The 26,580-nt window shown below is 62.5% G+C and carries 22 protein-coding genes; 12 read left to right on the forward strand and 10 right to left on the reverse strand.

Features of this window, described 5'->3' with window-relative positions; genetic code table 11:
• Nucleotides 1–262 precede the first annotated feature (262 nt).
• Nucleotides 263–1,447 carry an enoyl-CoA hydratase/isomerase family protein gene (locus EPN93_14170; GenBank protein ID TAL33175.1) on the reverse strand — a complete coding sequence of 395 codons (1,185 nt, stop codon included), beginning with the start codon at nt 1,445–1,447 and terminating at the stop codon, nt 263–265.
• On the opposite strand from EPN93_14170, the gene EPN93_14175 reads away from it, so the two are divergent.
• The 4 genes from EPN93_14175 (at nt 1,446) to EPN93_14190 (ending at nt 6,741) form a co-directional block, all read left to right on the forward strand.
• Nucleotides 1,446–3,299 carry a PAS domain S-box protein gene (locus EPN93_14175; protein TAL33176.1) on the forward strand — a complete coding sequence of 618 codons (1,854 nt, stop codon included), beginning with the start codon at nt 1,446–1,448 and terminating at the stop codon, nt 3,297–3,299. The genes EPN93_14170 and EPN93_14175 overlap by 2 nt on opposite strands.
• On the forward strand, nt 3,300–3,641 hold the full coding sequence (locus EPN93_14180) for a response regulator (protein TAL33177.1): 342 nt from the start codon (nt 3,300–3,302) through the stop codon (nt 3,639–3,641).
• 49 nt (nt 3,642–3,690) lie between these two features.
• Nucleotides 3,691–5,565 (forward strand): methyl-accepting chemotaxis protein, encoded by a 1,875-nt coding sequence (locus EPN93_14185; protein ID TAL33178.1) that lies wholly within the window; start codon nt 3,691–3,693, stop codon nt 5,563–5,565.
• Between the two features lie 81 nt (nt 5,566–5,646).
• Nucleotides 5,647–6,741 carry a bifunctional transcriptional activator/DNA repair protein Ada gene (locus EPN93_14190; GenBank protein ID TAL33179.1) on the forward strand — a complete coding sequence of 365 codons (1,095 nt, stop codon included), beginning with the start codon at nt 5,647–5,649 and terminating at the stop codon, nt 6,739–6,741.
• A gap of 123 nt (nt 6,742–6,864) precedes the next feature.
• Here EPN93_14190 and EPN93_14195 read toward each other — a convergent pair whose 3' ends face one another.
• From EPN93_14195 to EPN93_14205, 3 genes are all read right to left on the reverse strand, one after another.
• Complete coding sequence (locus EPN93_14195; GenBank protein ID TAL33180.1) at nt 6,865–7,401, reverse strand: nuclear transport factor 2 family protein; 537 nt, start codon at nt 7,399–7,401, stop codon at nt 6,865–6,867.
• A gap of 88 nt (nt 7,402–7,489) precedes the next feature.
• Nucleotides 7,490–8,224, reverse strand: a complete 735-nt coding sequence (locus EPN93_14200) for a hypothetical protein (protein TAL33181.1) — start codon at nt 8,222–8,224, stop codon at nt 7,490–7,492.
• 108 nt (nt 8,225–8,332) lie between these two features.
• The gene (locus tag EPN93_14205) at nt 8,333–9,151 is read right to left on the reverse strand and encodes a hypothetical protein (protein TAL33182.1); all 819 of its coding nucleotides are present in this window, start codon (nt 9,149–9,151) and stop codon (nt 8,333–8,335) included.
• A gap of 21 nt (nt 9,152–9,172) precedes the next feature.
• Between EPN93_14205 and EPN93_14210 the strand changes: the two genes are divergently transcribed.
• The 8 genes from EPN93_14210 to EPN93_14245 all read left to right on the forward strand — a co-directional run bounded on the left by EPN93_14210 (nt 9,173) and on the right by EPN93_14245 (nt 16,778).
• Entirely contained in the window at nt 9,173–9,451 is a 279-nt protein-coding gene (locus EPN93_14210) for a hypothetical protein (protein TAL33183.1), read from the forward strand.
• A 192-nt stretch (nt 9,452–9,643) separates the two neighbouring features.
• Complete coding sequence (locus tag EPN93_14215; protein ID TAL33184.1) at nt 9,644–11,095, forward strand: tetratricopeptide repeat protein; 1,452 nt, start codon at nt 9,644–9,646, stop codon at nt 11,093–11,095.
• Nucleotides 11,096–11,120: 25 nt separating this feature from the next.
• The gene (locus EPN93_14220) at nt 11,121–11,642 is read left to right on the forward strand and encodes a DUF664 domain-containing protein (protein TAL33185.1); all 522 of its coding nucleotides are present in this window, start codon (nt 11,121–11,123) and stop codon (nt 11,640–11,642) included.
• A 32-nt stretch (nt 11,643–11,674) separates the two neighbouring features.
• On the forward strand, nt 11,675–12,427 hold the full coding sequence (locus tag EPN93_14225) for a hypothetical protein (protein TAL33186.1): 753 nt from the start codon (nt 11,675–11,677) through the stop codon (nt 12,425–12,427).
• A 36-nt stretch (nt 12,428–12,463) separates the two neighbouring features.
• Nucleotides 12,464–13,990 carry a WD40 repeat domain-containing protein gene (locus tag EPN93_14230; protein TAL33187.1) on the forward strand — a complete coding sequence of 509 codons (1,527 nt, stop codon included), beginning with the start codon at nt 12,464–12,466 and terminating at the stop codon, nt 13,988–13,990.
• 222 nt (nt 13,991–14,212) lie between these two features.
• The gene (locus EPN93_14235) at nt 14,213–14,719 is read left to right on the forward strand and encodes a hypothetical protein (GenBank protein TAL33188.1); all 507 of its coding nucleotides are present in this window, start codon (nt 14,213–14,215) and stop codon (nt 14,717–14,719) included.
• A 9-nt stretch (nt 14,720–14,728) separates the two neighbouring features.
• Nucleotides 14,729–15,958: an NAD(P)/FAD-dependent oxidoreductase gene (locus EPN93_14240; GenBank protein TAL33189.1), complete on the forward strand. Its 1,230-nt coding sequence runs from the start codon at nt 14,729–14,731 to the stop codon at nt 15,956–15,958.
• Between the two features lie 133 nt (nt 15,959–16,091).
• On the forward strand, nt 16,092–16,778 hold the full coding sequence (locus EPN93_14245; protein ID TAL33190.1) for a class I SAM-dependent methyltransferase: 687 nt from the start codon (nt 16,092–16,094) through the stop codon (nt 16,776–16,778).
• Between the two features lie 9 nt (nt 16,779–16,787).
• Here the strand turns inward: EPN93_14245 and EPN93_14250 are convergent, their stop codons facing one another.
• From EPN93_14250 to EPN93_14275, 6 genes are all read right to left on the reverse strand, one after another.
• Nucleotides 16,788–17,903, reverse strand: coding sequence for a PilZ domain-containing protein (locus tag EPN93_14250; GenBank protein ID TAL33191.1), 1,116 nt, complete (start codon nt 17,901–17,903; stop codon nt 16,788–16,790).
• Nucleotides 17,904–18,072: 169 nt separating this feature from the next.
• The gene (locus EPN93_14255; GenBank protein TAL33192.1) at nt 18,073–18,978 is read right to left on the reverse strand and encodes a hypothetical protein; all 906 of its coding nucleotides are present in this window, start codon (nt 18,976–18,978) and stop codon (nt 18,073–18,075) included.
• 312 nt (nt 18,979–19,290) lie between these two features.
• On the reverse strand, nt 19,291–20,253 hold the full coding sequence (locus tag EPN93_14260) for a GGDEF domain-containing protein (GenBank protein ID TAL33193.1): 963 nt from the start codon (nt 20,251–20,253) through the stop codon (nt 19,291–19,293).
• Between the two features lie 13 nt (nt 20,254–20,266).
• Nucleotides 20,267–21,292, reverse strand: a complete 1,026-nt coding sequence (locus EPN93_14265) for a GGDEF domain-containing protein (GenBank protein ID TAL33194.1) — start codon at nt 21,290–21,292, stop codon at nt 20,267–20,269.
• Between the two features lie 3 nt (nt 21,293–21,295).
• Complete coding sequence (locus tag EPN93_14270) at nt 21,296–22,015, reverse strand: hypothetical protein (protein ID TAL33195.1); 720 nt, start codon at nt 22,013–22,015, stop codon at nt 21,296–21,298.
• 134 nt (nt 22,016–22,149) lie between these two features.
• Nucleotides 22,150–26,214 (reverse strand): PAS domain S-box protein, encoded by a 4,065-nt coding sequence (locus EPN93_14275; GenBank protein TAL33196.1) that lies wholly within the window; start codon nt 26,212–26,214, stop codon nt 22,150–22,152.
• Nucleotides 26,215–26,580 lie beyond the last annotated feature (366 nt).

A 26,580-nucleotide genomic window follows, 5' to 3' on the forward strand; every position in this document is an offset into this window, starting at 1 on the left:
CATCACCGATCCTCCGCACATGGGCGGCCGTCAGCACCCGAATTGCCTGAACGTGAAGAACAGCCTGGACGACGACAGCTCCAGCTCCCTCGCGAACGCGTCAAAGATGGAATCGTACTCCCTGAAAAACGCACATTCGCCGTCGCCGCAGAAAAGAAAATTCTCAGTGTTCATCGTGTACCCCCGACCCGTTGTATTTAAATATATGCTGTAATGCTGAAAAGTCAATCGTACCGGTCCCCATCGAGGAATCGCGCGCGGTTCACAGCTCCAGGCCCTCGATGCGCGCGTCCTCCAGCGCCGCCGGCCGCCAGGCGGGGGCGTCGTCGCGATCGATGATGCGCGCCCGCACCCCCTCCCGGTAATCCGGGTGGCCTATGATGAAGCGCGCGGCCTCGAGCTCGGAGGCGAACACCCGGGCGAGCGGCCTCCCCGCGTTATGCGCGAGCAGCGTCCTCGTGAGCGCGAGCGCCGTGGGAGAGCGCTCCGCCAGGCGCCGGAACACGGCCTCGCAGAGCCCGCGTTGCGCGGCGCAGGTACGCAGCCCCGCAATCATCTCGAGCAGTGACCCCTTTTCGTGAAAGTATGCGCGCACCCAGTCGTCCATCTCCGGATCCGCGGCGATTTCGGGGGTCCGATACTCCTCCAGGGCCCGGGCGATATGCCGCGCGGCGGAGGCGCGCCCCTCGTCTCCCGCTCGATCCGCCTCCGCGATGGTCTCCACGATCCCGGGCACGCGCTTCGAATCGACGAGGAGGTGCGCCATGCCCAGGCGCACGCACTGGGCGCCGTGAAGCTCGTAGCCGGTGAGGCCCAGGAATTCGGGATACCCCGGGGGGCATTTCTCGTGGAGCCAGCCGGTGGCCCCCACGTCCGGGAAGAACCCGATCCGGGTCTCGGGCATGGCCATGAGGGTGCGCTCCGTCGCGATGACGATATCCGCGCCCGCGGCGAGTCCCAGCCCGCCCCCCATCGTGATCCCGTCCGCGATCACGACGACCGGCTTGTCGTACTCGTGGATCATGAGGTCGAGCGCGTACTCCGCGCGGAAGAATTCCAGCGCTTCGTCCGGCCTTCCCGCGCCGATCGCGGCGTAGAGCTCCTTGATATCGCCCCCCGCGCAGAATCCTTTTTCCCCGCGCCCCGACAGCACGACCATACGCACGGAGTCGTCGGCGCGCGCGTCCTCCAGGGCGGCTGTAAGCGAGAGTATCATTTTGTAAGTGAGACTGTTGATCGCGCGCGGGCGGTTGAGGACGATTGACATCGCCCGCCCCGTGCGGCTTATTTGTACCGGATCTGTTTCATGCTTTTTGTTCATGACCGCCGCCTTGTGATGCGCAACGTCCCGGGTGAAAAAGTAAGCATTTTCCGCGACCGGGGCAAGCCGCATAACGCGTATTTCCGTTGACATCGCTCCGGCGGTCTGAATCATTAATTTCATCATGGAAAAAGGAATACGCGTCAGGATCGTTCTCCTCACCGCCGCGCTGGCCGCATCGCTCGCGCTCGTGAGCGCATTCACGTTCGTGTCGCTCTACCGCGTTTCCCTGGGGGCGCAGAAGGCGCGTCTCCTTGAAACGGCGAAAAGCTGGGCTCGCATAGTCGAATCGTTCGCGGAACAAAAAGCCCCTGGCGATTACAACGCTCCGAATACGATTACGCTCGATCACCTCATTGAGCACCTGAACCGCGTACAAACAAGCTTCACCGGATTCGGCGAATCGGGCGAGTTCACCCTGGGGCGCAGATCGGGGGACAATATAGAATATCTCCTGAGCCACCGGCACCTCGATTTCCGGGAGCCCTCGAAGGTGCCCTGGGAGTCGCGCTACGGCGAGCCCATGCGGCGCGCCCTGTCGCAAAAGAAGGGCGGAACCCTGATCGGCCTGGATTACCGCGGCATGACGGTGCTCGCCGCCTACGAGCCAGTAAAGGTACACAGCCTCGGCATCGTCGCCAAGATCGATATCGAGGAAGTACGCCGTCCCTTCATTTGGATGGGGGCTCTCTCCGGCGCACTCTCGATCCTTCTCGTAATCCTGGGCGCGTTCCTGATCCATCGGACGGGCGTCATCTTCACGAAGCGTATCCTGAAAGCCAACCGCGACCTCGCGGCGGAAATCGAAAACCACAAAAAAGCACAGGAATCCCTGGCGATCGCGCACACCGACCTTGAAACCGCCAACGAGGAGCTTACCGCCACGAACGAGGAACTTGAGGCGACCAACGAGGAGTACATGCGCACCCAGGAGGAGCTGGAACACAATTACCGGAATTTACAGGAAAGCGAGGAGCGCTTCCGCCTGCTGGCCACCCTTGCCCCCGTGGGGATTTACCTCTCCGACCGGAGCGGCCGCTGCCTGTACGTGAACCCCCGCTGGTGCGAAATGACGGGCCTCTCCCAGAACGAGGCGATGGGGGACGGATGGGTAAACGGACTGCACCCCGATGACCGCGCCTCCGTGCGCCGCGACTGGGAGGCCATGGTCACCACGGGCGGGACGTGGGGGAGCGAGTATCGCTTTCTCACCCCTGAGGGAAAGTCCACCTGGGTGTACGGCATCGCGCGCAGGACCGGCACGGGGGAACCGGACAGGCCGGGATTTATCGGCATCAACACGGACATCACCGCCCTCAAGGAGGCCGAGGAGCGGCTCCAGGATTCGCTTTCCCAGAAGGAGATCCTTTTAAGGGAGCTCTATCACCGGACGAAGAACAACATGCAGGTAATCTGCGGCCTCCTGCGCCTGCAGGCGGAGGAATCGAAAAACCCGGTGATCGTTTCAGCGTTAGGCGACACCGAGCGCCGTGTCATGTCGATGGCGCTCGTGCACCAGAAGCTGTATCAGTCCCACGACCTCTCCCGGATCGGATTCGCCGGCTACATACGCAGCCTCGCGGACTACGTGCGCAACGGGGCGGGCGGCCCGGTCGGGAATATTTCCCTCCGCTTCGACCTTGTCGACGCGGTGGTCTCGATCGACTGCGCGGTTCCCTGCGGGCTGATCCTGAACGAGCTCCTTTCGAATTCCTTCAAGCACGCGTTCCCCGGCGGCGGGAAGGGCGAGATCGCGATCTCGCTTGCGCGTAACGGTGACATGCTCGTCATAGGCTACGCGGACGACGGCGCGGGCATCCCCGACGGCACCGACATCCGGCAGTCGAACACGCTGGGCGTCCGTCTTATTTTCCAGATCGCCGAACAGCAACTGGGCGGCACCGTCGACTGGCGCAGCGGCCGCGGGCTTTCCTACACGATCACGTTTCCCGACAACCCGGGACAGTGCAGGGTGTAGATGAAGGTTCTCATCGTGGAAGACGAGGTCGTGAACGCGCTCCTGTTCGAGCATTACCTGCGCGAACTGGGGCACGAGGTGGCGGGTGTCGTCGCGACCGGCAGGGGCGCAATCGCCGCGGCCGAAAAGACCTCACCCGACGCCGTGCTCATGGACATAAATCTCATGGACGACGTGGACGGGATAGACGCCGCGGCGGCGATACTGGAGAAGCGCGCCGTGCGGATCATCTTCGCGACCGGCTACGATAACGCCGCGATCAGGGAGCGGGCCGCGAAGATCAATCCCCACCGGTATCTCGTCAAGCCGCTTACCCGGAAGGACCTGGAGGAAGCGCTTTGAAGCCGGGGCTTCCCGCTTTCGACCGCGCCTGATTTATTCCGCCGCCCGAATGCGGCCGCTGCCGCCGATACCGCTTCACGGCGGAAAGCGCCTCTCTCCCACCCCCCCGGCGCCCGTCCCTAAAGTCTTGACTTCGTCGTTTTCACCGCGTACATTAAATGATCGGCCTTGCATGCCTCTCCTTGAAAAAAGCATGTTCACTCGTACAGGGAGCCCGACCATGAAAAAGCTCAAACTGACGCACACCTTCATTCTGCTCGCGGTAATTTCATTCACGAGCGTGGTGCTCTTATCCATTGTGGGGTTCGTTGCCTTCACGCGCATGGCCGCGGCCCAGGACGAGCTCTACACGGACCGTTACCTTCCAACCATTGCGATGTTTCGCGCGGAAGGAAGCTTTCGGGAGATGCGGACGAATTATATTCGTATCGTGGACGGCGATTTCCTCGATAGGTATTACCGTGACATCGACGTCCAGAAGCGCGGGATCGCGGAGTACCTTGAAGAATTCGAAAGGATCCACGTGGGGATCGACGCGGAGGATCGCGCCCTGCTCGGAGAACTCCGGGCGAAGATAGCGGACTACCAGGCGCGCTACGATGTCCTCGCGAAGGAGAAGAAGGAGACGGGGAAGGTCACGCGGGAAAGCCGCCTGCGTTCGCTGGGGAGCGCGGACGCCATCATCAAGCTGTTCGGCGAGCTCGTTGCGCGCAATATGGGAGATGCGAAAGAGCTCGATGATTCCACCGACCGCACCTCGCGCGTTTCCCTGATCATATACCTTGTGCTCGGCATCTCTTTTACCGCGCTTATCACCGTCATGGTCCTGGTGATGGTACGCACGATTTCGCACACCGCGCAGGCGGTGGTCTCGTACTGCGGCACGGTCGCCTCGGGCGACCTCACGGCAAAGCTCCCCGACGAGATACTCTCCGCGGGCAACGAGCTCGGCCTCATCTCGCAATGGGTGGGCAAGATGACCGGGGACATCCGCACCGTAGTCGTGCGCATCCGCGACGTCGCGGGAGAGATTGCGACCGCCGCCGAGGAGATGGCCGGCGCGGCAAACATGTTCTCGGACGGCGCGCAGAACCAGTCGGCCACCACCGAGGAGGTGAACGCGACCATCGAGGAGGTATCCGCAGGCATGGAGCACATCGCCGCCAACACCAGGGACGAGTCCCAGAAGCTGGGCGGCTTCATGGTGGCCCTGGGCCAGCTTTCGCACGGGATCACGGATACGGGCAACAAGCTCAGGGAGGCCGGCGAAACCGCCGTCCAGGTCGCCGCCAGGGCGAAATCGGGCGAAGAGGCGCTGGGCCAGATGACCGAAAACATGTCGCGCATAACGGCAAGCTCGCAGGAGATGACCTCGATCGTCGACATGATCAACGACATCTCGGCGCAGATTAACCTGCTCTCGCTCAACGCGGCGATCGAGGCGGCGCGCGCCGGCGAGGCCGGGCGCGGGTTCGCGGTCGTCGCCGACGAGATTTCCAAGCTCGCCGACAGCACCGCGACGAGCATCAAGGAGATCGACCGCTACATCCGCAGCAACAACGAGGAGATCGGGAAGGGGCAGGAGAACGTGAATTCCACAAGCGCGCTCATCCGCGGCATTATAGGCGACGTCACGGGAATGGGCGAGGCCCTGCGCGCCCTTTCCTCGTCCATGCAGGAACAGCTCGCCGTGAACGAGTCGGTGAACAGGGACGCGGGCGAGATGATGAAGCGCACGGGCGAGATTCGCACCGCGACCGACGAGCAGCGGATCGCCGTGGGGGAGATCGTGAAATCGGTATCCAGCATAAACGAGCTCACGCAGACAAACGCATCCGGCGCCGAGGAGCTTTCCGGAAGCTCGGAATCGCTGGCGGGCATGGCCGAAAACCTCAAGCGGGCGATCGATTATTTCCAGGCCTAACCCGGGAATTGCGCGTCCAGTTTCCGGTTGAAGGATCCCGCGGCCGTGGGTATGTTGTATTCCTGTAACCGGGAGGAACCCATGAACGCCACGCAGATTATCGATGAACGCAGCATGGAGAAGGCCTTCTACGCGCGGGACAGCGGGTACGACGGGCTCTTCTTCACCGGGGTGAGAACCACGGGCATCTTCTGCCGTCCCACCTGCACCGCCAGGAAACCCCGGCGGGAGAACATAGAGTTTTTCAGGAGCGCCCGCGAGGCGCTTAACGGGGGCTACCGTCCCTGTCTGGTCTGCCGCCCCATGGAGGCGCGCGGCGCGACGCCGGACTGGGTGCGGACCATCCTTGACGCGGTGTACGCGGATCACGGAACCCGCATGAAGGACGCCGACATCCGCGCGCGCGGCACGGACCCGGCGCGCCTGCGCCGCTGGTTCAGGGCGAACCACGGGATGACCTTCCAGGCGTACCTGCGCGCCCTGCGGATCGGCAGGGCGTTCGGGAGGATCAAGCGGGGCGGGCGCATCCTGGACACCGCCTACGATTCGGGCTACGAATCGCTCTCCGGGTTCAACGACGCGTTCAAAAAAGCGTACGACGGCGCGCCCGGGAAACCCGGCTTCGAGGCGGTCATCACCACGACGCGGATCACAACGCCCCTGGGCCCCATGCTCGCCGGATCGGGCGCCGGGGGAATCTGCCTCCTCGAGTTTGTCGACAGGAGAATGCTCGAAACGCAGGTGGCGCGTCTTTCAAGAAGGTTTCGCGCGCGGTTCATGCCCGGCGTCACCGCACATCTCGCGCAGCTTCAGAAGGAGATGGACGAGTACTTCGCGGGCGCGCGCACGAATTTCGACGTTCCGCTCGAAACGGCCGGCACCCCCTTCCAGGAGCTCGTGTGGAACGCCCTGCGCGGGATCCCGTACGCGCAGACCGTTTCCTACGGGGAGCTCGCCCGGCGGATCGGGCGTCCCCGTGCCATGCGCGCGGTCGCCCGGGCGAACGGCGACAACCGGATCGCGATCATCATCCCCTGCCACAGGGTGATAGGCATGGACGGCACGCTCACCGGGTACGGGGGAGGCTTGTGGAGAAAGAGGCATCTCATCGATCTCGAGCGCGATCACGGAGGCATGGGGGCCGATACGCTTCCGGTAGTATTCAAGGCGCGTTGAACCCGGGGACCCGTGCGCCGCGGAGAACGGTAACCCGACCGCGTCCGCGGCGGATACACGTTATGCGACATTATATGCGGAAAATCCCCGCACCTTTGCCGTCCAATCGCGGGAAGGGCTCCGCTACGGCCTCGCGGCCTTTTCCAGGTCCTTGTTTCCTTCGATGAATTTAAGGTTGAATTTGAACTTGTCGATCTTCCACGCCGCACCGGATTGCACCAGGTGGAAGTCGTAGCTTCCCACGAAGGCGCGCACGTTCACGTTCGTGGGATTAGGAAGCCAGTGAAGGGCTATCCCGTAGCAGAAAACGTCCGCCCCGCCGCCCTTGAGCGTCACCCTGTAGTTTCCTGCCTGGTGATGCACGGCCTTGAGGGGCTTGAGCCCCTTGTCCCACATGTCGGCGATGTCTCCCGGTTTCAGCTTCGCGGGGCTTCCGCCCGCCATCGAGGTCATGTCGAAGAGGACCTCGTCCGCGAAACAGGCCTTCACCGCGCCCCAGTCGCGGTTGTCAGTGCTCACGAAGAGCGTGTTCACCGTATCGATTATCCTCTCCTTTTCGGCCAGATCGCCCGCGCCCCCGCATGCGAACGCCGGCATTCCGCACACGACCGCGCACATGACCGCGGCCGCGAGGCTTCCGTGTAAGGCTTTCCCGAACATAATCAACCTCCACTATCTTTTTCTCGCACATGCGTTGCGCGTCAGACGACGTCGATTGCGTACCTCGCGCGGACGGCGGACGGACGCCCTACCCTCCCCACGGGTACAGCACGCCGGCGGTCCAGTAGCCCTTCTCCTGGCGGAACCTGGCATCGCCCAGATTCCGGCTCGTCCCCGTCTGAAACTGGAGCTTCAGGAAATCGTACCCGGCCCTGATCGTGAGCGCCGGTTCCAGCATGAACTGGCTGCGGCGGTCCTCCAGGTAGTCGACCTGGTCGCGGTTGTCGAACACGAGGCCCCCCTCGATATTGAAATAGCGCACCCCGACCGCGCGCACCGAAACGGCGGCGTCCAAATACCGTGACGTGAAGCCGAACGCGGGCTGTACGCCGTAGCGGGCAAACCTCCCCGTGATCCTTCCGGTGCTCCCGGGATGCGCGTCGAGCGTGGACGGGAAATGGTTTCCAAAGTCCCCGTAACCCATGAGCCCATAGGTCTCGAATACGAAATAATCGCGCACGCGGGTGAAATATCCCGCGCCCAGTTCCGCGAATTTTCCGCTGCCCCCGTCCCCGTCCTTGTCGTCCTTTTCCTTGACGTAGGCGCCGTTCAGCATGAGGCCCAGCCCGTTATCGGCCGCGTACGCGGCCTGTATCTCTCCCCGGTGGTCGCCCGCGTACAGCGCCGCCCGGCCCTCGCCTCGCCGGGTCATTAGGGGAACATTATGGGTATTGGGAGCGTAGTATACGGGCGCGCAGCCCCAGAGTGAAAGCGCCAACAGGAAAAGGGGACCGCGTGCCATGATGCGAGGTGTCTGGTTCATATGCGGCTTTCTCCAACCGTTACCAATATACCTATTTCCCGCCCGCGTGGAATCCCCCGCGGTGAATTTTCGGACGGGCGCAGCAGTATTTGCGGCGCTTTCGCATCTCTACGAACGCCACCGGTACCCGGAGAGCGCAACCAGGACGACGTTCGACCCGTAGAACACCCAGACCATCGCGAACGCATAATCCGAGGCTGGCCCTATGCGGATATTGCTGATCTCGCCCACGATCTCGGTGACGTACCAGCCGGTCATGGCGAGCGCCGCGAGAAAGGCGTTGGGGCGCGGATACAGCCGGTAGCGCACCGTTTCCCATGCCACCCAGGTATTGAAGCAGAAAAAGGCGGTATAGATGGGCGCGATCACCTGGTGATTGATGCGAACGATGTCCTCCCACATGAGCGCCATCGCCGCCACCGCGGTCGCGAGTATGACGAGGAGGATCCAGTACTTTTGCAGAAGGGTCTGGGGGCCATGGACCTGTTTCCAGGATTTTCTGAAGTAAGGGAAGCCCCTGCCGTGACGAACCGCGAGGATCGCGTGGGCGATGATCGAGAGCACCCCGGCCGACATGAAAAGGCTCCCCGAGAAGGTGAGCGTTTTCGAGACGCCGATAACGCTCATGGTGATATCGATGGGCACCATGCAGAGAAAGGCGGCCACGAGGAGCTTTCGGTCACGCGGGTCCAGGTGGTTTCTTCCAATTAAGATCGCGAGAACACAGCACATAAACGACATGAAGGCCTTCATAATCGCGGCGTAGTACACGCCCTCGATCCGGAAGATCAGGATCATCCAGTCGACCGCGTACATTGAACCGGCGATGAGCAGAAGCGCGCCAAGGATGGCAAGCACCAGGGTCTTTTTCCCGCCGGAGAGGACCGCACCGGTGACCGGGATCGCATAGGATTTTTCGTCCGCCATATTCACCTCACTTTAAATTTCTTGTCCCAGGTTATCCCCTTTCCCGCCCGAAGTCAATTCCTTTGGCGCCCTTCTCCCGGCCTCGGTCTCTACCACCTGGGCGCGATCGCCGAGAAGCTACGCACCCTCGTGGAATCCGAGCGCATCGATTACGGTGGGGAGGAGGTGCGCGTCACGATAACGTTCGGCGTGACCGGCTACGATCCCGCGCTCAGTGTTGACGCGAACATACGGCGCGCGGACAACGCGCTCTACCGCGGCAAGCGGGGCTCGAAGAACTGCGTGTGCCTCGAGAAATAGGCGATGGGCGCCGATTCGCTCCCGGGCGCGTCCGGATGCCCGGCGTAGTGTCGCGCCCGCGCGCCGGCCGGCATTGAACTTCTTGCGCGCCATCCCGGGCCCGTGCGCGCATCGGACCCCTCCCACGTAAATTCTTGACAAACCGCTCCCGCCTGCCATAGTACGGAGCGACCCGCAAGGAGGACACCTGCCATGAATCGATCCGCCACCGCAGCGCTCGTCTTCGCGCTCTCCATTTTCACCGCACCCGCGCTCACCGCAAAGGAGATGACCATACTCGTGCACCCGTTCGAAAACACCGGCGACCAGGCGTACTCGTGGATATCCGCGGGCATGACCTCGTCCGTGGTCTCGGACCTGGGGAAGATCCAGGACGTCACCGTCATCTCCGAACCGGACAGGAAGAAGGCGGTGGACGAAATCCAGCTGGGACTTACCGGGCTCGTGGACGAGCAGAAGGCCGTGAAGGTGGGCAGGGTGCTGGGCGCCAACCTCATCTTCTCCGGGAACTACCTGGTCGCGGGGACCCAGGTGCGCGTGAACGCCGTGCTCATCGACGTGGAAAAGGGGAGCGTCCAGAAATCGGTGAAGGTGGACGGCACCCTGGGCGGCATCTTCGATCTTCAAGACCGAATCGTCTTCGCGCTCATGGCCGAGACGGAGAAGGTGAAGATCGCGGACGTGAAACCCGTCAGGTTCACCGACGACGAGAAGAAGAAGATCGAAACCGCCGAAAAGCCCAGCTTTTCCGCCTACGAGCTCTACGCGAAGGGATTGCAGGTGCGCGGCTCGAACCCGCGCACCGCGCTCGATTATTTCAAGAAGGCGCTCGAACAGCAGCCGGACTACCTGGCCGCGCTGGGCGAGGCGGGCTATACCGCGGGGAGCGTCCTGAACCTTTTCGCGGAAGGCCTGGGATACCTCGAGAGGGCCGATGCGCTTTTCGTCAAGAGGGCGGGGACGAACACCCGGGAATACGCGAATCTCATGGCGAGGACAGGCCTCGTGTACAAGGAGATGGACAAACTCGACAAGGCCCTCGAGTGCTACGCGAAATCGAGGGATATCAGAGACACCTTGGGGCTGCAGAATACGAGCGGCTACGCGGCCCTTATGACCAATACGGGAAGCGCGTACTGGAAAAAGGGGCAGTACGACAAGGCGCTCGAATTATACGGTATTTCCGAAAAAATAAAGGACTCCCTCGGGGAACAGAAAACCAGCGGGTACGCGGCCCTGCTGACGAATATCGGATTGGTCTACGCGGGCAAAAAACAGCCGGACACGGCGATGGAGTATTATATCCGCGCGCGGGAAATCCGGGACGCCCTGGCGCTTCAAAAAACCGACTCGTACGCGGTCCTGCTCTCGGCAATCGGCAGCGTCTATTTCCACAAGGGCGCCTATGACCAGGCCCGGGAAAACTATGTCCGCGCGCAGGAGATCAGGGACGCCCTGGGACTCGCGGATACCACCGACTACGCGGGACTGCTGTTTAATATCGGCCTGACCGGCGAAAAGCAGGGGAACAAGGAGCTTGCGGGCCAGTATTTCCGCAAAGCCTACGACACGTACGTGAAGACCGGCTACACGGGCGCGAACAGGGACAGGGCGCTCAAAAACGCCGAGAGACTGGGACATTAATACAAGAGGCGCGCGAGAGGATGTCATGATCGAGACCATACGGCTATTCGCCGCTTACAACAGGAAGGCAGACGCGAAGATGATGGGTATCCTCGCGGGGCTGCCAGACGAAGCGCTCCTGAAAGACACGGGGACGTTCTTCAAGTCCATTTCCGGAACGCTCCACCACCTCGCGTGGGCCGAGATCATCTGGCTCAACAGGATTCGCGGGCTCATCACGTACGCGTGCATCGAGAACAGCGGGCTCGCGGACGTCCCGGACGCGGAGCTCAACGCGATGACCGGCGCGAACTGCCGCGCCCTCTTCCCGCTCAAGGAGAAACTGGACGATCTCTATGTCGCGATCGCCGCGGAAACGAAGGCCGAGGACCTCACGCGCCGGTTCCGGTACAAGAACATCATGGGCAAAGAGACCGAGAAGACCTACTGGCACATGCTCATGCACGTGTTCAACCACGGGACCCATCACCGGGGCTCGATCTCCGCGATGCTCGACATGCTGAAGATCGACAATGACTACTCGGGAATACTGTTACACACGAACTGAGGCGCACGATTCCGGAAGGGGGGACATCGATCATGGACATGGAACTGAAAGAAAAATTCTTATCCGGCTGGAAAAAATATTTCGGTGAGGTCGAGCTGCCGATCGTGTGCTGGTTCGGGAACGATAAGGGAACGGCCGCGAAGGCGGCGACCCCGAAGGGCTGGAGCTGCCTCATCGCCGACCTCGCGCGCGTGCGCCGGGGCGAGTCGCTCTCGTTCGGGAAGGAGGCGGTCGCCTGCGGCGGCGCGCGGCGCTACCTGGGCTATGCCGAACAGATACGCCCTAAATTCGAGTACTTCCTCTCCTGCGGCATCCCGAACGAGATGGAGGGAGAGCGCTACAAGAGAACGCCGGAGATCGTGCTCGAGACGCAGAAACACCTCGCGCACCTTCCCGCCGACGACCGTCCCCTCGTCTTCAAGCGCTGGGACAACCTGGTCGATCGCGACGATCCGGAGATCGTGATCTTCTTCGCGAAGCCCGACGTGCTCTCGGGCCTTTTCACGCTCGCGAATTTCGACCGGGTTGAACCCAACGGCGTATTCTGCCCCTTCGCGCCGGGATGCGGCTCGATCGTCCACTTTCCCTGGCTCGAAATGAACGCGGAAAGCCCCCGCGCCGTGATCGGCATGTTCGACGTTTCGGCGCGTCCCTGTGTTCCGGCCGGCACCCTCACGTTCGCGGTTCCCCTGGGCCTGTTCGCGAAGATGGTCGGCTGCATGGACGAGAGCTTTCTCATAACGGGCTCGTGGGACAAGGTGCGCAGAAGGATCGGGAAGGAGTGAATCGGCCCCCCCGTAAAATATTCGAGGTGATTTCCAGTGGGCATTAAAAAGAAAGAGTTCCGCGTCGAGCGCCGTTATGCGGACGGCACCGCGGCGGAGCCGCAGATACACAGGATCGACGGGATCGACGCGGACTGGAACATGGGACGCCGCGACTTCCTTGCCACGACCGCCCTGGGCGTCGCGGCGCTGGGCGTACTGGGCGCGTCCGGGTGCTCTTCCACCGGCACGACCGACACCGGGACCGTGCCCTTTTCCGGGGAATGCGCCGGGGGGCTCAAATCGCACCCGGACGCGATCACGGGATTCATCGTCCATCCCGACGGGGAGATGCTCCTCTCCGCCTCGACCACGCAGGTGGCGGCCTGGGAGCTCCCCTCCGGGAAGCCGCTCGAGTCCGTGGCGGAACTGAGCAGGGTGAACGCCATCGCGCTCTCGTCGGACGGAAAGACCCTCGCCGCGGGCGGCGACGGATATCCGTTTCTGTTCGACCTCCCCTCGATGAAAGCCCGCCTGATCCTGACGCCCAACGCCACGACCCTGACGGACCTGGCGTTCACCCCGGACGGAAAGATACTGGTCGCCGCTCCCCGGACAGGCCCCGTCATCTTCTACCCGATGTCGGGGGACAAGGAGCGCGTCACCGAGGATCCCCTGTCCCGTCCCTCGTTCTCATTCAAGCCCCGCGACAAGACCGTAACCGGGATCAAGATTTCGCCTGACGGTACGGTGCTCGCGGCCTTGCACCGTGATATGACTATCTCCCTCATCGGGATCCCCTCCGGAAAAATCGTGCAGATTATCACCGATACGCCCGACGCGTGTTCGACGATGACGATTTCACCCGACGGGGCCACGCTCGTCGCGGGATTCCAGGACAAGTCGCTGCGCACGTACGCGCTTCCCTCCGGAAAAAGGCTCCTTGAATCCAGGGGACTCGAGGGGCAGGTGAACGCGCTCGCATGGTCACCGGACGGCAGGATACTCGCCGCCGGGGTCTCCTCCCCCGGCAACGGGATCATGCTCTTCCGTCCCGGTGAGGCGAAGCCCTATTCCGTCATGAAGGCCCATACGGATTCGGTGAACTCGCTCGCCTTCACTCCCGACGGCAGGACGCTCGTCTCCGGGTCCCGGGACGGAACCCTGCTCGCCTGGAACCCGGCCACGGGCGCGCTCCTGAAAACGCTCCCCGGTCACGCCGGCGGCGTGTCGAGGCTCGCCGTATCGCCCGACGGCGAGACAGTCGTCTCGGCGGGGGGCGATTCACAAATAAAAAGCTGGTCGCTCAAGTCCGGTGCGCAGATAGCGTGCTTTTTCGGCCCGGCCTCGCTTTCGGAAAAGGAGACCGCGAAGGTTTTCAGGAAGAAAAACGAATCCGGCGAAACCGCCTTCTATTCCGTCTCCTCCGAAACAAAGCTTCCCGGCGGTTCGGTGTGCACGTGCAACACCGTGAAGGGCACGCTCAAGACACCCGCCGCGGAGCGTCCTTACGGCGGGGACACGGGCGGGGGACGGGGCTACTGCACCTGCAACAAGATCTGCACCTGCGTGCCGGTGAAATAGCGCGTGATTGCATCGCATGTGTGACGGTGTCGCATGTTACCTGGCGCGGTCGAAGCGCGCACCTGCGGGGTTCACCGGGAACCGGGGCCGGGCGTATCGGACCCCCTCTTCCGCGTCCATGAGCATGCGCGGAAGGCGTTCAACGGGAGAGCGCCCGCGTAAAGATTTGACATTGCTATGCGATAGCTTCATACTATAAAAAACATCGCGAGGTATCGACGCATGGGCACCATCGAACAGATGCACGGCTGCATGGCCGATTATTTTTCCGCCGAGAAGACCGAAAGCCTTATCTTCGTGCTGGTCGGGATGACGGCGATCACCGCGTCCGCGCTCCTGTATCTCAAGGCGCCCTCGTTCCGCGGCATGATCATCCCGCTGGTGCTCATCGCCCTCATCCAGATCGCGGTGGGCGGCGCCGTCTACCTGCGCACGGACGCCCAGGTCGCGGGCCTTTCCCGCCAGCTCGACGCGGACCCCGCCGCCTGCAAGGCCGCCGAGGTCCCGCGCATGGAGGCAGTGATGCGGGCGTTCACGACCTACAAGCTCATCGAGATCGCGCTCCTTGCCGCAGGCATCGCCCTCACCTTCGTATTCCGGAGGAATGATTTCTGGTATTCCATGGGGATCGGTCTCATCATCCAGCCTTCCTTCATGCTCGTCCTGGACCTCCTGGCCGAGCGGCGGGGCGAGGCGTACCTGGAGTGCCTGAAGCAGCTCCTGGCCTGATACGCCTCCATGCACGATCATGACGCGATAATAATCGGCGCGGGACCCGCGGGACTCTTCTGCGCGCTCAGGTGCGCCGCGGCGGGACTTCGCGTCCTCGTGCTGGAAAAAAATCCCGCCGCGGGGAAGAAGCTCCTCGTCTCCGGCTCCGGAAGGTGCAACATCACGCACGCGGGCCCTATCGATGACTTCCCGGCCCATTACGGGGAGCGCGCCAGGTTCGTCAAGCCCGCGCTCTTCGATTTCACCAACGCGGACCTTGAAAACTTCTTCGCCGGTCGCGGCGTCGCGATGACCGAGACGCCCGGCGGAAAAATATTTCCGGCCTCGCAGGACGCGCACGACGTGCTCGGGGCGCTCCTCGCGGAATGCGCGCGCACGGGCGCGATCCTGTCCCTGGGCGCGCCCGTGAAATACGTGCAGGCCGCGCACACCGGGTTCCAGGTTGCCGCGGGGGACGCGGCACACCGGTCGTCGAGCGTGGTCATCGCGACGGGCGGGAAATCCTATCCGGCGACCGGGTCCACCGGGGACGGCTACGCGCTCGCACGGCGCCTGGGCCATTCGATCGTTGAGCCGGAGCCCGCGCTCGCGCCCGTTATCGTGCGCGATTACGCGTTCGTGGAGTGCGCGGGCATTTCGCTCGACCAGGCGCCCCTCGCGCTCATGCGGGGCGGGCGCACGATCAGGGAGGCGCGCGGCGACGTCCTCTTCACGCACCGCGGCCTCTCGGGCCCCGGCGTGCTCGACATGAGCCGCTCGGTGCTCCCCGGGGACACGATCACCGTCGCGCTTGCAGGCGTATCGGCGAGTGCGCTGGACGAGGCCCTCACCGGGGCCTGTGCGCCGATGGGCAGGAAGTCGCTCAAGTACTGCGTGAGCGGGATGGGCGTCCCGGAGCGGCTGGCGATATCGGCGCTCGCGGCCTCGGGAATAGCCCCGGACCTGCGCATGGCGCAGCTGGACAAGAGGACGCGCGCCCTGGTCGCGGAACGCATGGGCGCGTTCCCCTTTTCAATCGAGCGACTGGGCGGATGGAACGAGGCGATGGTGACGCGCGGAGGGATTCCCGTCACCGAGATCCACAAGGGCAGCATGGAGTCGCGCCTGGTGCCGGGCCTTTTTTTCGCGGGCGAGGTGATCGACGTGGACGGCGACACCGGGGGCTACAATCTGCAATTCGCGTTCTCCTCCGGGGCGCTCGCCGCGAAGGGAATCGTTAAGGCGCTGGGGCGCTGATGCGCGGGATGGTTTTTCGAGGATGCGAGCGGTGCGGGAATTTCCTTGTTGACATCCGGGCGCGCTCAATAACCTTTTTTTGGAGAAATAGCATCGAGTCGCACAACGATCGGGATTCCCCCGGGAGGCATTAATGAAGAAAAAAATCACCGTAGCACTGTCCCTCCTGGGGGCGCTTGTCCTGACCTGGTTCATTATCGACGCCTTCACCGGGAACAGGCTCACCGAAACCTTCGACCGGATCTACACCGAGGGCCGGTGGGGAAAGGACGCCCAGGACCGCGGCACGAGCGGCACGGGCTCGACCGTCGAGATCACGCGCGAGTACCGCGCATGGATCGAGGAATTCATCCGGAAGAACAAGGTGGCCTCGGTGGTGGACGCGGGCTGCGGCGACTGGAATTTTTCAAGGCTCATCGACTGGGGCGGCGCGCGCTACCTGGGTATCGACATATCGAACGTGGTGATCGAGCGGTTGAAGAAAAATTACCGCGGAGACCGCTTCGAATTCCAAATGGGAGACATCACCGGGGACCTTCCCGCGGCGGACCTGCTTATCTGCAAGGACGTGCTGCAGCACCTGCCCAACGAGCTCGTGAAAAAATTCATACGGAACAATTTGAAGAAGGGAAAATACCGGTGGGCGCTCATCACCAACGACGCCCTCACGGCGGACGGGAACAAGGACATAAATATCGGCGATTACCGGCGCATCGATCTCTCACGCCCGCCCTTCGATGTGCGGGGCCTCGTCGACCTCCCGGTTAAATTCGGAAACGAGTCCACGAAGAAGGCGCAACTCCTGAAACTCGGCGACTGAGTCCCGGCGCTATTGTCCGGGCGCGCCGGCGGGCGCGGCCAGGCTTTCCAGGTATTCCGTGTAATGCACCTCGCCGATCGAGTCCATGTTCACGATCTCGCACCCGACCCGGTAGATCGTGTTTTTCATTATGCTGATATTGCGCACCTCGCAGAGCATGTTCGACTGCCTCCCTCCCGGGAGGAACATCGCGAACACCATCTGGCTCCCGTCCTTGAAATACTTTATGAGGGGCCTGTCCCGGAAAAAAATGCCCATACCGCTCGCCGATAAATCGGTCACCGCGATTTTTTCCTCGGAGCCCTTGATGAGCTGCCTGTCGTTGGTCATCACCGTGGAGATCGACATCCCGAGCTTTTTCATCGCGGCGAAGTCCTCGTCCCCGAACCTGTCGGCTCCGTTCACCTGGAGATACCCGAACGGAAGCATGAGCCGGTAGAGGAAGGGGACCGCGATTTCCGACACGAGCTTCACGGATTTTTCCTCCGGTTCATTGGGAAGGATGCGCGTAAGGTAAAACGTGCCCGGCGGTTCCGCCGCGAGCCCCTCGCGGTCATCCAGGTTATTGATGAAGAGGGGAACACGTTCTTTCCGGAAGTATTCCATCCTTCCGTCACCCGGCTTTTCGTTCACCAGGTATACCCGAGACGCGGGGAAACCGCTCCCTATCTTCTTTAATATGCTGTCCTTGAAGATTTCGATCTTCTTCCGGTTGTTCGAAAGGCTTTCACGTAGAATGAAATCGCTCACGATGTTCGATATATACGCGGGCTCGCGTCCGGGATTCTGGGCGCCGGCGACCTGCCTGCGGTCTTCCCGGCGGGGGGCCTGGAGTATCTGCACGTCGACCGGGTGGAAGCGGTACTGGCCGTCCTCGTCGCGGGAGAGAAGCTTCGCGTGGGTGAAGAAAACCTCCTCGCCGTGCCGGACGTAAAAGAGGGGGTTATTCAATTCCCCTCCCGGTTCGCTTAATTTCACGAGAAGCTCGCCTTCCGAATAATGGAAGGACTCGACCTGGATGTTGAGACCGGAGGTTTTGATGAAGACGTTTCCGCGCATGAAAACGCGGGCGAATATGCCACCAAACAGGGATTTATCGGTTATGAGCTTTGCCTCGGCCGTCATGGTCCTCCGTTCCCCGGGCGCGCTCCGTTCCAGCCCTCTTCAGAATGCCGCTTTTCCGGGAACCGGCGTACTCCCCCGCGCCGCCCCGAATGCCGCCTCCCGGGCTTCCTCATCAATATACTGCCGGTGCGGGGACAAAGTCAACGGCGCGCGCGCACCGTTAGGCGCGCTAGTGCGCGTCCCCGATCTTTCCGATCCTGTCGGCGATGCGCGCCGCGGCGGGCACGCGTCCCGATGACGCCGCAAACGATGCAAAGGAGGCGACAACAGGCAGGATCATGCTCACCGGGCATTCCACCATTCCCGGAAGGATCTCGAGGCAGCAGTCCGCCGCGCGTCGGGCGGTCCACTCGGCCGGAGCGAGCAGGAAGTATTCGTACATGACCTTGCCGAACATCGTTACGATGTCCCGGGCGTGCTCCCGCTGCGCGGGATCCAGGTCCCTGAAATAGCTGCTCGCGGAGAATTTTGCGTACAGGCCCTCGACGGCCTCCCGCGCGCGGGCGAACGCCTCGTCCGAGTACTCGCCTACGGTTTCTTCTTCCTCGTCATCCTCCGCCGTATCGTCGACCTTCTCGGGCAGGAGAAGCGAGTCCACGATCGTCTTTACGTGCATGACGGCGACGGGCAGCATCTCCTCCCGGACATTCCCCGCGTAACCCGCGGGACGGTCCGTGACAAGAGCCACCAGGAAGGTCATGAGCATGGGCTGTTCGTTGAAATCGGCGAGCATGCCCGCGAGGGACATCTCGTCCCCGTCGTCGGGAAGCTCCTCACGGTCCCCGTCCTCGATGAGCTCCAGGTTCGCCTCCAGGCGCGCATCCAGGTGGTGTGCGCTCACCTTCTCCCCGGCGCCTGTCGTTTTTTTGATTACATACCATGCAACGGCAGAGACATTGCACAGCAGGGTCCGCTCGTCGCCGTTGAACTCGTCGGACTCGGCGTCCCTGAGGTACTGGAAGATGTTCGGCTGTTCCTTGCGCATCATCTTGAGCAGATGTATGAACGGCTCCTCGGCCTCCTGGGAGAGAACCTCAAGGATCGTGTCGATATCATGTTCTGTTATAAGGTCCATGGCCGCCCGTACGCATTTAATGGGGTATCCCCGTATTCAATATACCAATCCCTCGCGATTATGTCACGCCGCGGGGGCCGGTTCACTGCATCCCCCCGCCCGGCTGCGACATGATCTTCTCCTGCACGAAGGCGAATGGAAGCGAACAGTGTATAGAATTGCGCGGGGATGTCAAGCATGTATGCGGGGTCACGGGGACACGCACGGCGGATGTGAATAATTATACGGTAGTGTGAAATTAACCGGGAGCCTGACTCACCCGGCGGGGGATCGGGGGCCGATACGCTTGTTCGGCAGGCCGGGTGCCGCACCTCAGTCGACGTTCACCACCCGGTTGCGTCCCAGTTCTTTCGCGCGGTAGAGCGAGACGTCCGCCTTTTCCTTGAAGTGCTCGAATTCCGAAGCCGTTTCCGGGTACGCACTGATGCCGATACTCGCGCTCAACGCCGCCGATCCTCCCGCGAGCTGCTTCGAGAAATCGTGACCTTCTACGCCGGCGCGAATCTTTTCGGCTATCGCGTGCGCCCTGTCGAGGTTCGCCTCCGGAAGCAGCACCGAAAACTCGTCCCCCCCGTAGCGCGCGAGTATGCCGTGATCCTGGATCACACCCTTGATGATGAGAACGATCTCGAGCAAAACGGCGTTTCCCGTATCGAGCCCCAGGCCTTCGTTGATTTCGCGGAAATGGTCGATGTCGATCATGAGGAGCGCGAGCGGCTTGCCGTTGTTCACGGATATGCTGAAAAAGCTTTCCATCGCGTCGTCCAGGAATTCCCGGTTGTACACGCCCGTGAGCTCGTCGGTGATCACGCGCCGGCTCGCCTCCTCACCCCACTGGACGATATCGGCGAGGAAGTTGCTCGAGTCGCGCAGGTGCCGCACGGTGAGTGAGAGCAGGCTGGAGATGAACCGTACACCGGCCTCGTGATGCTCCTCGATGAACGCGCGCAGCTCCGATTCGGGAACCGTCAGGAGCACGCTTTTTTCGGCGGCCTGGTAGGCGCTCAGGGCGGGCTTCTTCCCGAACAGCGATATCTCCCCGAAAAAATCCCCCGGGCGGTATTCGTGCCGCTTGCGCTCCATGCTCCCGGGCAGCGCCGCGGTGCTGATAATTTTCCCGTGCGCCACGATGAGCAGGTCCTCATTCATCTCGTTACGCGAAAGCACAATCTCCCCTTTCTCGCAGGTGCGCGCGGTAAAATACGAACCCAGCGTCTTCAGCTCCGCATCCGTGAGTCCCGAGAACACGGGGAAGCTTTTCGGCAGCGCGGTCATGGGCGGACCCCCTTCATACGAGCACCCTGTTTCCCCCGGCGCTTCGCGCCCCGGACATCTTGCGATGCGCGGCCGTGACCAGCCCGGCGCTCGTCTCGGCGTCGTCGGGGTACAGCGCGATGCCCACGCTCACCCGTATGCGCTCCTCGCCGGAATCGATTATCCGCGAAAGGCTCATGGTCCTGAACGCGGCGTTGATTTCTTTCGCCTTCTTCACGGCCTCGTCCTTTCCGGCGCCGGGAAGTATTGCCGCGTACTCGTCGCCGCGGTATCGGACCCCTATGTCGTTCTCCCCGAGCTCGGACTGCAGAAAGATGGCCATGAGGTTGAGCACGCGGTCCCCCGCCTCGTGCCCGTACCGGTCGTTGATATCCTTGAAATTGTCGGGCTTGAGCATGAGCAGGGCGGCGCGTTTCCCGAAATCCGGGAGCAGGTTCACGAAGTCCTCCTTGAGGAAGACCTGGTTGTAGAGGCCGGTCATCTTGTCGCGCAGGAGCTGTTTGCGCAGGTCCATGAGCCACTGCGATTTTTCCATGAGGAGGCGGTTCACGTGCCAGATCCTTCCGGCGATGACACCCAGGAGCCGGTAGAGCATGCCCCCCCACAGGTAGGGGTGCTCGCGGAAAATCGTCTCCGGGGAATGCCCCCGCGCGGGAAATCCGAGCAGGACGGAATCGACGTCCGCGAGCGCGGTCGCGCTGCGCGGGCTCCTTGCCAGGAAATCTATTTCGCCGAACGACTCGGACTCGGCGATGTGGGCGATCACCGCGTCGGCGCCCTCGTGGTCCACGGTGATGATCCCGACCCTGCCCCGGTCAACGACGTGGAAGGAATCCGCCGCGGACCCCTGGGTGAAAATCACCTGGCCGCGGACGAAAGCGGTGAATTCGCAGTGTCGGGCGATCGTGTCGAGCTCGTATTCCCGCAGGGGCGAGAGCACGTCCACCCGGCGCAGCAACTCAACCATGCGTTCATGGCGCGTCGCGTCGGTGGAGTGCCGGAGCGGGGTCGCCCGCGAATCGATGCGTTCGACGCCCACCCCCTACTCTCCCTCCGCCCACCCGCGGACGAAGGCGCGCTGCTCCGTGGTTTCGGGCGAAGGCAGCCGGGCGGACGAATCCCCGGCGCGCAGTATCCGTATGCGCTCGAGCGCGGCGTCGCCCACGGCAATCCCGTGGCGCGCGAGGTAGCAGCCAATCGCGGTCCCCGTGCGGCCGCGTCCCCCCCAGCAATGCAGGTACACCGGCTTGTCCTTCGCCAGCGCGGCGTCGATGCGCGAGAGTATCCGCTTCATGACCTTCTCCACGGGGACGCTCTTGTCGCGCACCGGGATGCGTATCATCTCGATCTTGATGTCGCGCTCCAGTGCGAGCGCTTCGAGCTCCTGCTCGTAGGGAACAAAGGAATGACCCTGGAGATCGGTCTCGTTTTTTTCCATGAGATTGATGACGACGCGTATGCCCGCGTCCAGAAGGCCGGTCAGCTTCCTGGTCGTATCGCGCGGCTCCTTGTCCCCGGGATAGCAGCCTGCGAGGAGCCTTCCGGGCTCCACCCAGTAAGAGCGCAAAAAGGGGATAAGATGCAATGGGGATTTCATAAAAGTACTAACCTTCGTCAAGTGTTGTTCACCCGGTCGGGGGTGCGCGGAATTTCCCCCTGGGCGCGTGAAAAAATCCTCCTGGAAACCCGCGCATCGCGCCCAGCCCGGAAATTTTCTCGATACGCGGATAGTGGCACAGATCGGGGAATAATGCAATATCATTTTTTCTTTCCCCGGCGGAATGCGCGGGCGGGAGCAGGCAAACTTCGTCTTCTTCGCGCTCCAGATGGCCGGCTGGTACCTCTTGGGGGCTACCGGCTCCGATAGACGTCATTCATTGGGTGCGCCCCGTACCGCTACGGCACCTCGAACCCGATGAGCACGATGTCATCCTCGAGCGGGCGCAGGCCCCGGTGGGCGTACACCTCCCCCATGATGCCGTCGAGCGTTTCGCCCAGCCCCGGCCTGCTTGCGCGCGCGATCACGTCCCTCATCTCGTCGAAGCCGAGCAGCTTTCCACTCTCGTTCTGCGCCTCGGGGATGCCGTCGGTATAGAGGAACAGCCTGTCGCCCGGATTGAGCGTTACGGTTTTCTCCTCGTACATCATGCCCGGTATCGCCCCCAGTATGGTGCCCTTCGCGTTCAGGAGCTCGATCGAGTCCGCGGAGCGGCGGTGGAGGATGGGCATGGGATGGCCCCCGTTCGAGAACACGAATTCCAGCGGACCGGTTTCGTCGCGGTACCGGAACAGGCCGTAGATCGCGGTTATGAAATTGGCGTCCATGTACTGGATCAGTTCGTCGTTCAGCATGCCAAGGTACTCCCCCGGGCTCGAACCGTGCCGCCTGCAGACACGGTCAGTCGCTGCTTTTAGAAGCGACAGGAACAGCGCCGCCGCGACGCCGTGTCCCACCACGTCGCCCAGGAATATGCCAAGCCCGATATCCTCGAAATTGGCGAACGAAAAATAATCGCCCCCCACGGCATAATGCGGCAGGTAGCGGTACTCGGTCCGTATCCGTTCGTTCCCGGGCGCGCGCCTCGGGAGGAACCTGCTCTGCACCAGCTGCGCGATCCTGAGGTCCTCCTCCATCGCCAGGTTGCGCTGGCGCAGCTCGCCTTCGCTCTCCTTGAGCGCCTCCTCAACCCTCTTCCGTTCGGTGATGTCCTGCGTCGTGCCGAACCCCCCGCGCAGGTCCCCGTCGTTGTCGTATTCGAGCTCGGCGCGCTCGCGCACCCACCTCGTGATCCCGTGCGCGACGATCCGGTGCTCGATATCGTAGGGCCTGCCCCGCAGCCCCTCGCTCCACATCTTGTCGACATAGGCGCGGTCATCGGCGTGCACCGTCGAGAGGAAGGTGTCGTAGGTGAGCTGCGTGCCATGGGCGATTCCGAAAATGCGATGGTTCTCGTCCGACCAGCGAAGCTCGTTGGTGCGCACGTCGAGCCGCCAGCTGCCCGTCATCGCCACGGCCTGCGCGCGGTTGAGGTCCTCCCGGCTCTCGCGCAATTCGCGCGCGACCCTGGCGTGCTCCGCCCGCAGGCGCAGCGTCGTGATCCCGTACGCGAGGTCGTTCGCGATTTCCATGAGCAGGCCCGTCTCGCTTTCGGAGAATGGATCCTTTTCAGTGGAGTAGATGCTCAGCGCGCCCATGACGCGGCCTTCGTATACGAGGGGGAGCGATATCGATGAGAAATAGCCCCGGGCCAGCGCCTGGGCGCGCCAGGGGGCGAAGGCGGGATCGGTATCGATGTTTCGACATGCAACCGGTTTTCCGGTGCGAACCGCCGTACCCGTGGGCCCCCGTCCCCGCTCTGAATCGCTCCAGGTGAGATTCAGGGTCTCCAGGTATCCCTTCTCGAACCCCGCGAAGGCCGCGGGCCGGACCGATTTGGCCGCATCCTCCTCGGCGAACCCGATCCATACCATGGAATGACCGCAATCCTCGACGATAATCCGGCATACCTCGTTCAGGTATGCCATTTCGTCCTCGCCGGCGCGCATCATCGCCTTGCTGCTTTCACCCATCGCCTTAAGGGTCCGGTTAAGCCTTCGGAGCTCGTCCTCCCTTCTCCTGCGATCGGTCACGTCGCGCACGATCATGTAACGCCTGCCCGGCAGCGAATCGGAACCCGCGCTCCTGCCGTGCGCCTCGACGTAGATCCTGTCGCCGTCCTCACGGAGCAGCGCAAGCTCGGTGTCGCTATCGCGATTGAGCCGGATGTCTTCCATGATCCGTTCACGATCCTCGGGGGCGATCATGCCTGTCATCTGCATCCCCTTGAGCCCGCCAACGGACCTGCCCATCATGAGGGCGAACTGCTCGTTGCAGTCGATGATCACGCCGTTTTCGCTCATGACGATCCCCTCGAACGTGGCCGACGCGAATCGCGAGAGGCGCTCCTCGCTCTCCCGCAGCGCCTGCTCCGCGCGCTTCTGCTCGGTGATATCGTTCGAGATTGTGGCAAACGTGCCGGGGCTCGGCGAGATCGCGGAAATGCTGAAGTGCCTGTTCAGGGGAGCGAAATACGCCTCGAATTTTTCCGGCTCCCCCGTCGTCGCGACGCGGGCGTACACGTCGAGGAAGGGCGCCGTCTCCGTACCGTAAAGGTCGGTCGCAAGCGCGCCTAACGCGTGTTCGCGCGGGATCCCGGTGACCGCGGTGAAGGCGGGATTGGCGTCGATAATACGGTAGTTCACGACGGCGCCCTTTTTATCCAGGACCGCCTCGTGAAGGACCGTGAGCTCGCTCAGCGCGTTGTAGAGGGAGCGGTACCTGGTCTCGTGTTCGCGCAGGGCGCCCTCGATCTGCATGCGCTCGAGTATCTCGGACTGGAGCCGCGCGTTCGCGGACACGAGCTCGCCGGTCCGCCGCGCCACCAGCTCTTCCAGGCGGAGCCGGTAGGCGTCCAGCTCCGTTTCCGCGCGCTTGCGCTCAGAAATATCAAGGCCCATTTCCAGCACGAGAATCGACCCGTCCGTGTCGACGAAGGGGAAATCGGATATATCGTACTGCCGGCCGTCGGGGCCGGCCCACTCCCACCGCGAGGGTGCCATGGTAGTGAGCGCGGTGAAGGTCTTGCAGTTCTTGCACGGGGCGCTTCGCTCGAAAAGGAATTCGTAGCAGCGGCGCCCGCCCGAATCGCCGAAACGCTCTTTGAAGAACCGGTTGGCGAACGAAACCCGGTAATCGGCCGTGAGAAGGACCACGTACGCGGGGAGCACGTCCAGAACCTCGTTGAAGCGCCGGCGCTCCGCGTTCAGGGACTGCACGGCCTCGTTGAGCGCACTGGTCCGGTCCTGTACGCGCGATTCCAGCTCGGCGTGAGCCTTACGGAGCCCCTCCTCGGCGATCTTCCGCGAGAGGGCGATCCCTATGCTGGCCCCGATCCCCTCGAAATATTCCAGCAGCCCGGGCGTGAACGCGTCCGCGCGGCTGTCGTTCAGCTGGAGGAGCCCGATCGTGTCCTCCCCCGATTTTAACGGGATAAGCGCGACCGACCGGTAGCCCACGGCGAAACAGCGCCCCCTGACGCGGATTTCCAGTTCTTTCAGATCGCGGGACGCGAGAAGCCCGGGGGCGTCGTTCGTCCAGAAACCGCCGTTCCCCGTGCGCTCGCCCAGCCCGGGGGGAATTTGATCGCGCATAACGGCCCCGCACAGGCACTCCAGCACCGGCCTCCCCTGCGCATCAAGTGCGGGGGCCCCGTCCGGGTCGTACCCCAGGAGGCTCGATTCGCTCTTTACGAAATCCCTGGTGAATCCCTCGGTCTCGATATAAGGATAATCACCGTTGTCCCTGAGCCTGATACCCACCGCCTCGATGTCGGCATACCGCCGGATGAGGGCGACTATTTCCCTTATGGCCTCCCCCATGGGTACGGACTTGTTGAGGACATCGAGCACGCGCACCGCGAGCTGCATCCGCAGCTCGGCGGTCTTGTGCTCGGTAATATCCAGGACGAAGCCGTTCAGCCGTTCAAGGCGGCCATCACCGTTGGTAACGGCGGTACATGTATTCGAGACCCACCGGAGTTTGCCGTCCTTACGGATGATCCGGTGCTCGATCGTGTTGGTTCTCCTGTCCTCATTCACCCGCCTGAGGAAATCGTTCACCCTTTCCCTGTCCGACGCGTGGATCATGGAATACCACAGTGCGGGATTTTTCAAGTAGTCTTCGGGGCTGTACCCCGTGACCTCCCGCGACCGTTCGCTGTGATAGGTGGAGGTTAGCCCGTCATGCGAATAGCTCACGCTGTAGATATACTCCTGAATATTCTGGATGAGCGCCTCGTACCTGTTTTCCTGGTCGTCCAGCATGCCCTGGAACAGGTCGCGCATTTCATTTTCATCGAGCGGTCCCTGAATGACCAGGTCCCTGAATCGACCGGCGTCGTCTCTGGTTGCCTCGTTTTCCATATACGCGCACGTACCTCTCTATGATGGTATTCCTACGTCGCAGACTGAATTATCGGCCCTCGTCACGACTGGCCTGTGTTCCTGAAATTTGAACCGGGCGGCTGCTGAGGCCGGGCGAACAGGAATTAAGCAGCCCGATTTTCCGAAAAAAGTCACCCTGCGTCCTGTACGCCTTTACCCGGAGCTGAATGCGATACGCTGCCCGTTGTGCAGCATCACCCGGAAGGCCCTGAACGCGTCTGTGCGGCGATCGGTTTCCGCCTATAAATATACTAACAATCGGGAGGGGGGGCAAATTCCCGCTTTCCCCGGTCCGCGGAGTTCCGAATTGTGCTTGGCCTCGCGGCGTCCGGCCCCTAGAATGCG

Source organism: Spirochaetota bacterium (assembly GCA_004297825.1).
GTDB lineage: Bacteria > Spirochaetota > UBA4802 > UBA4802 > UBA5368 > FW300-bin19.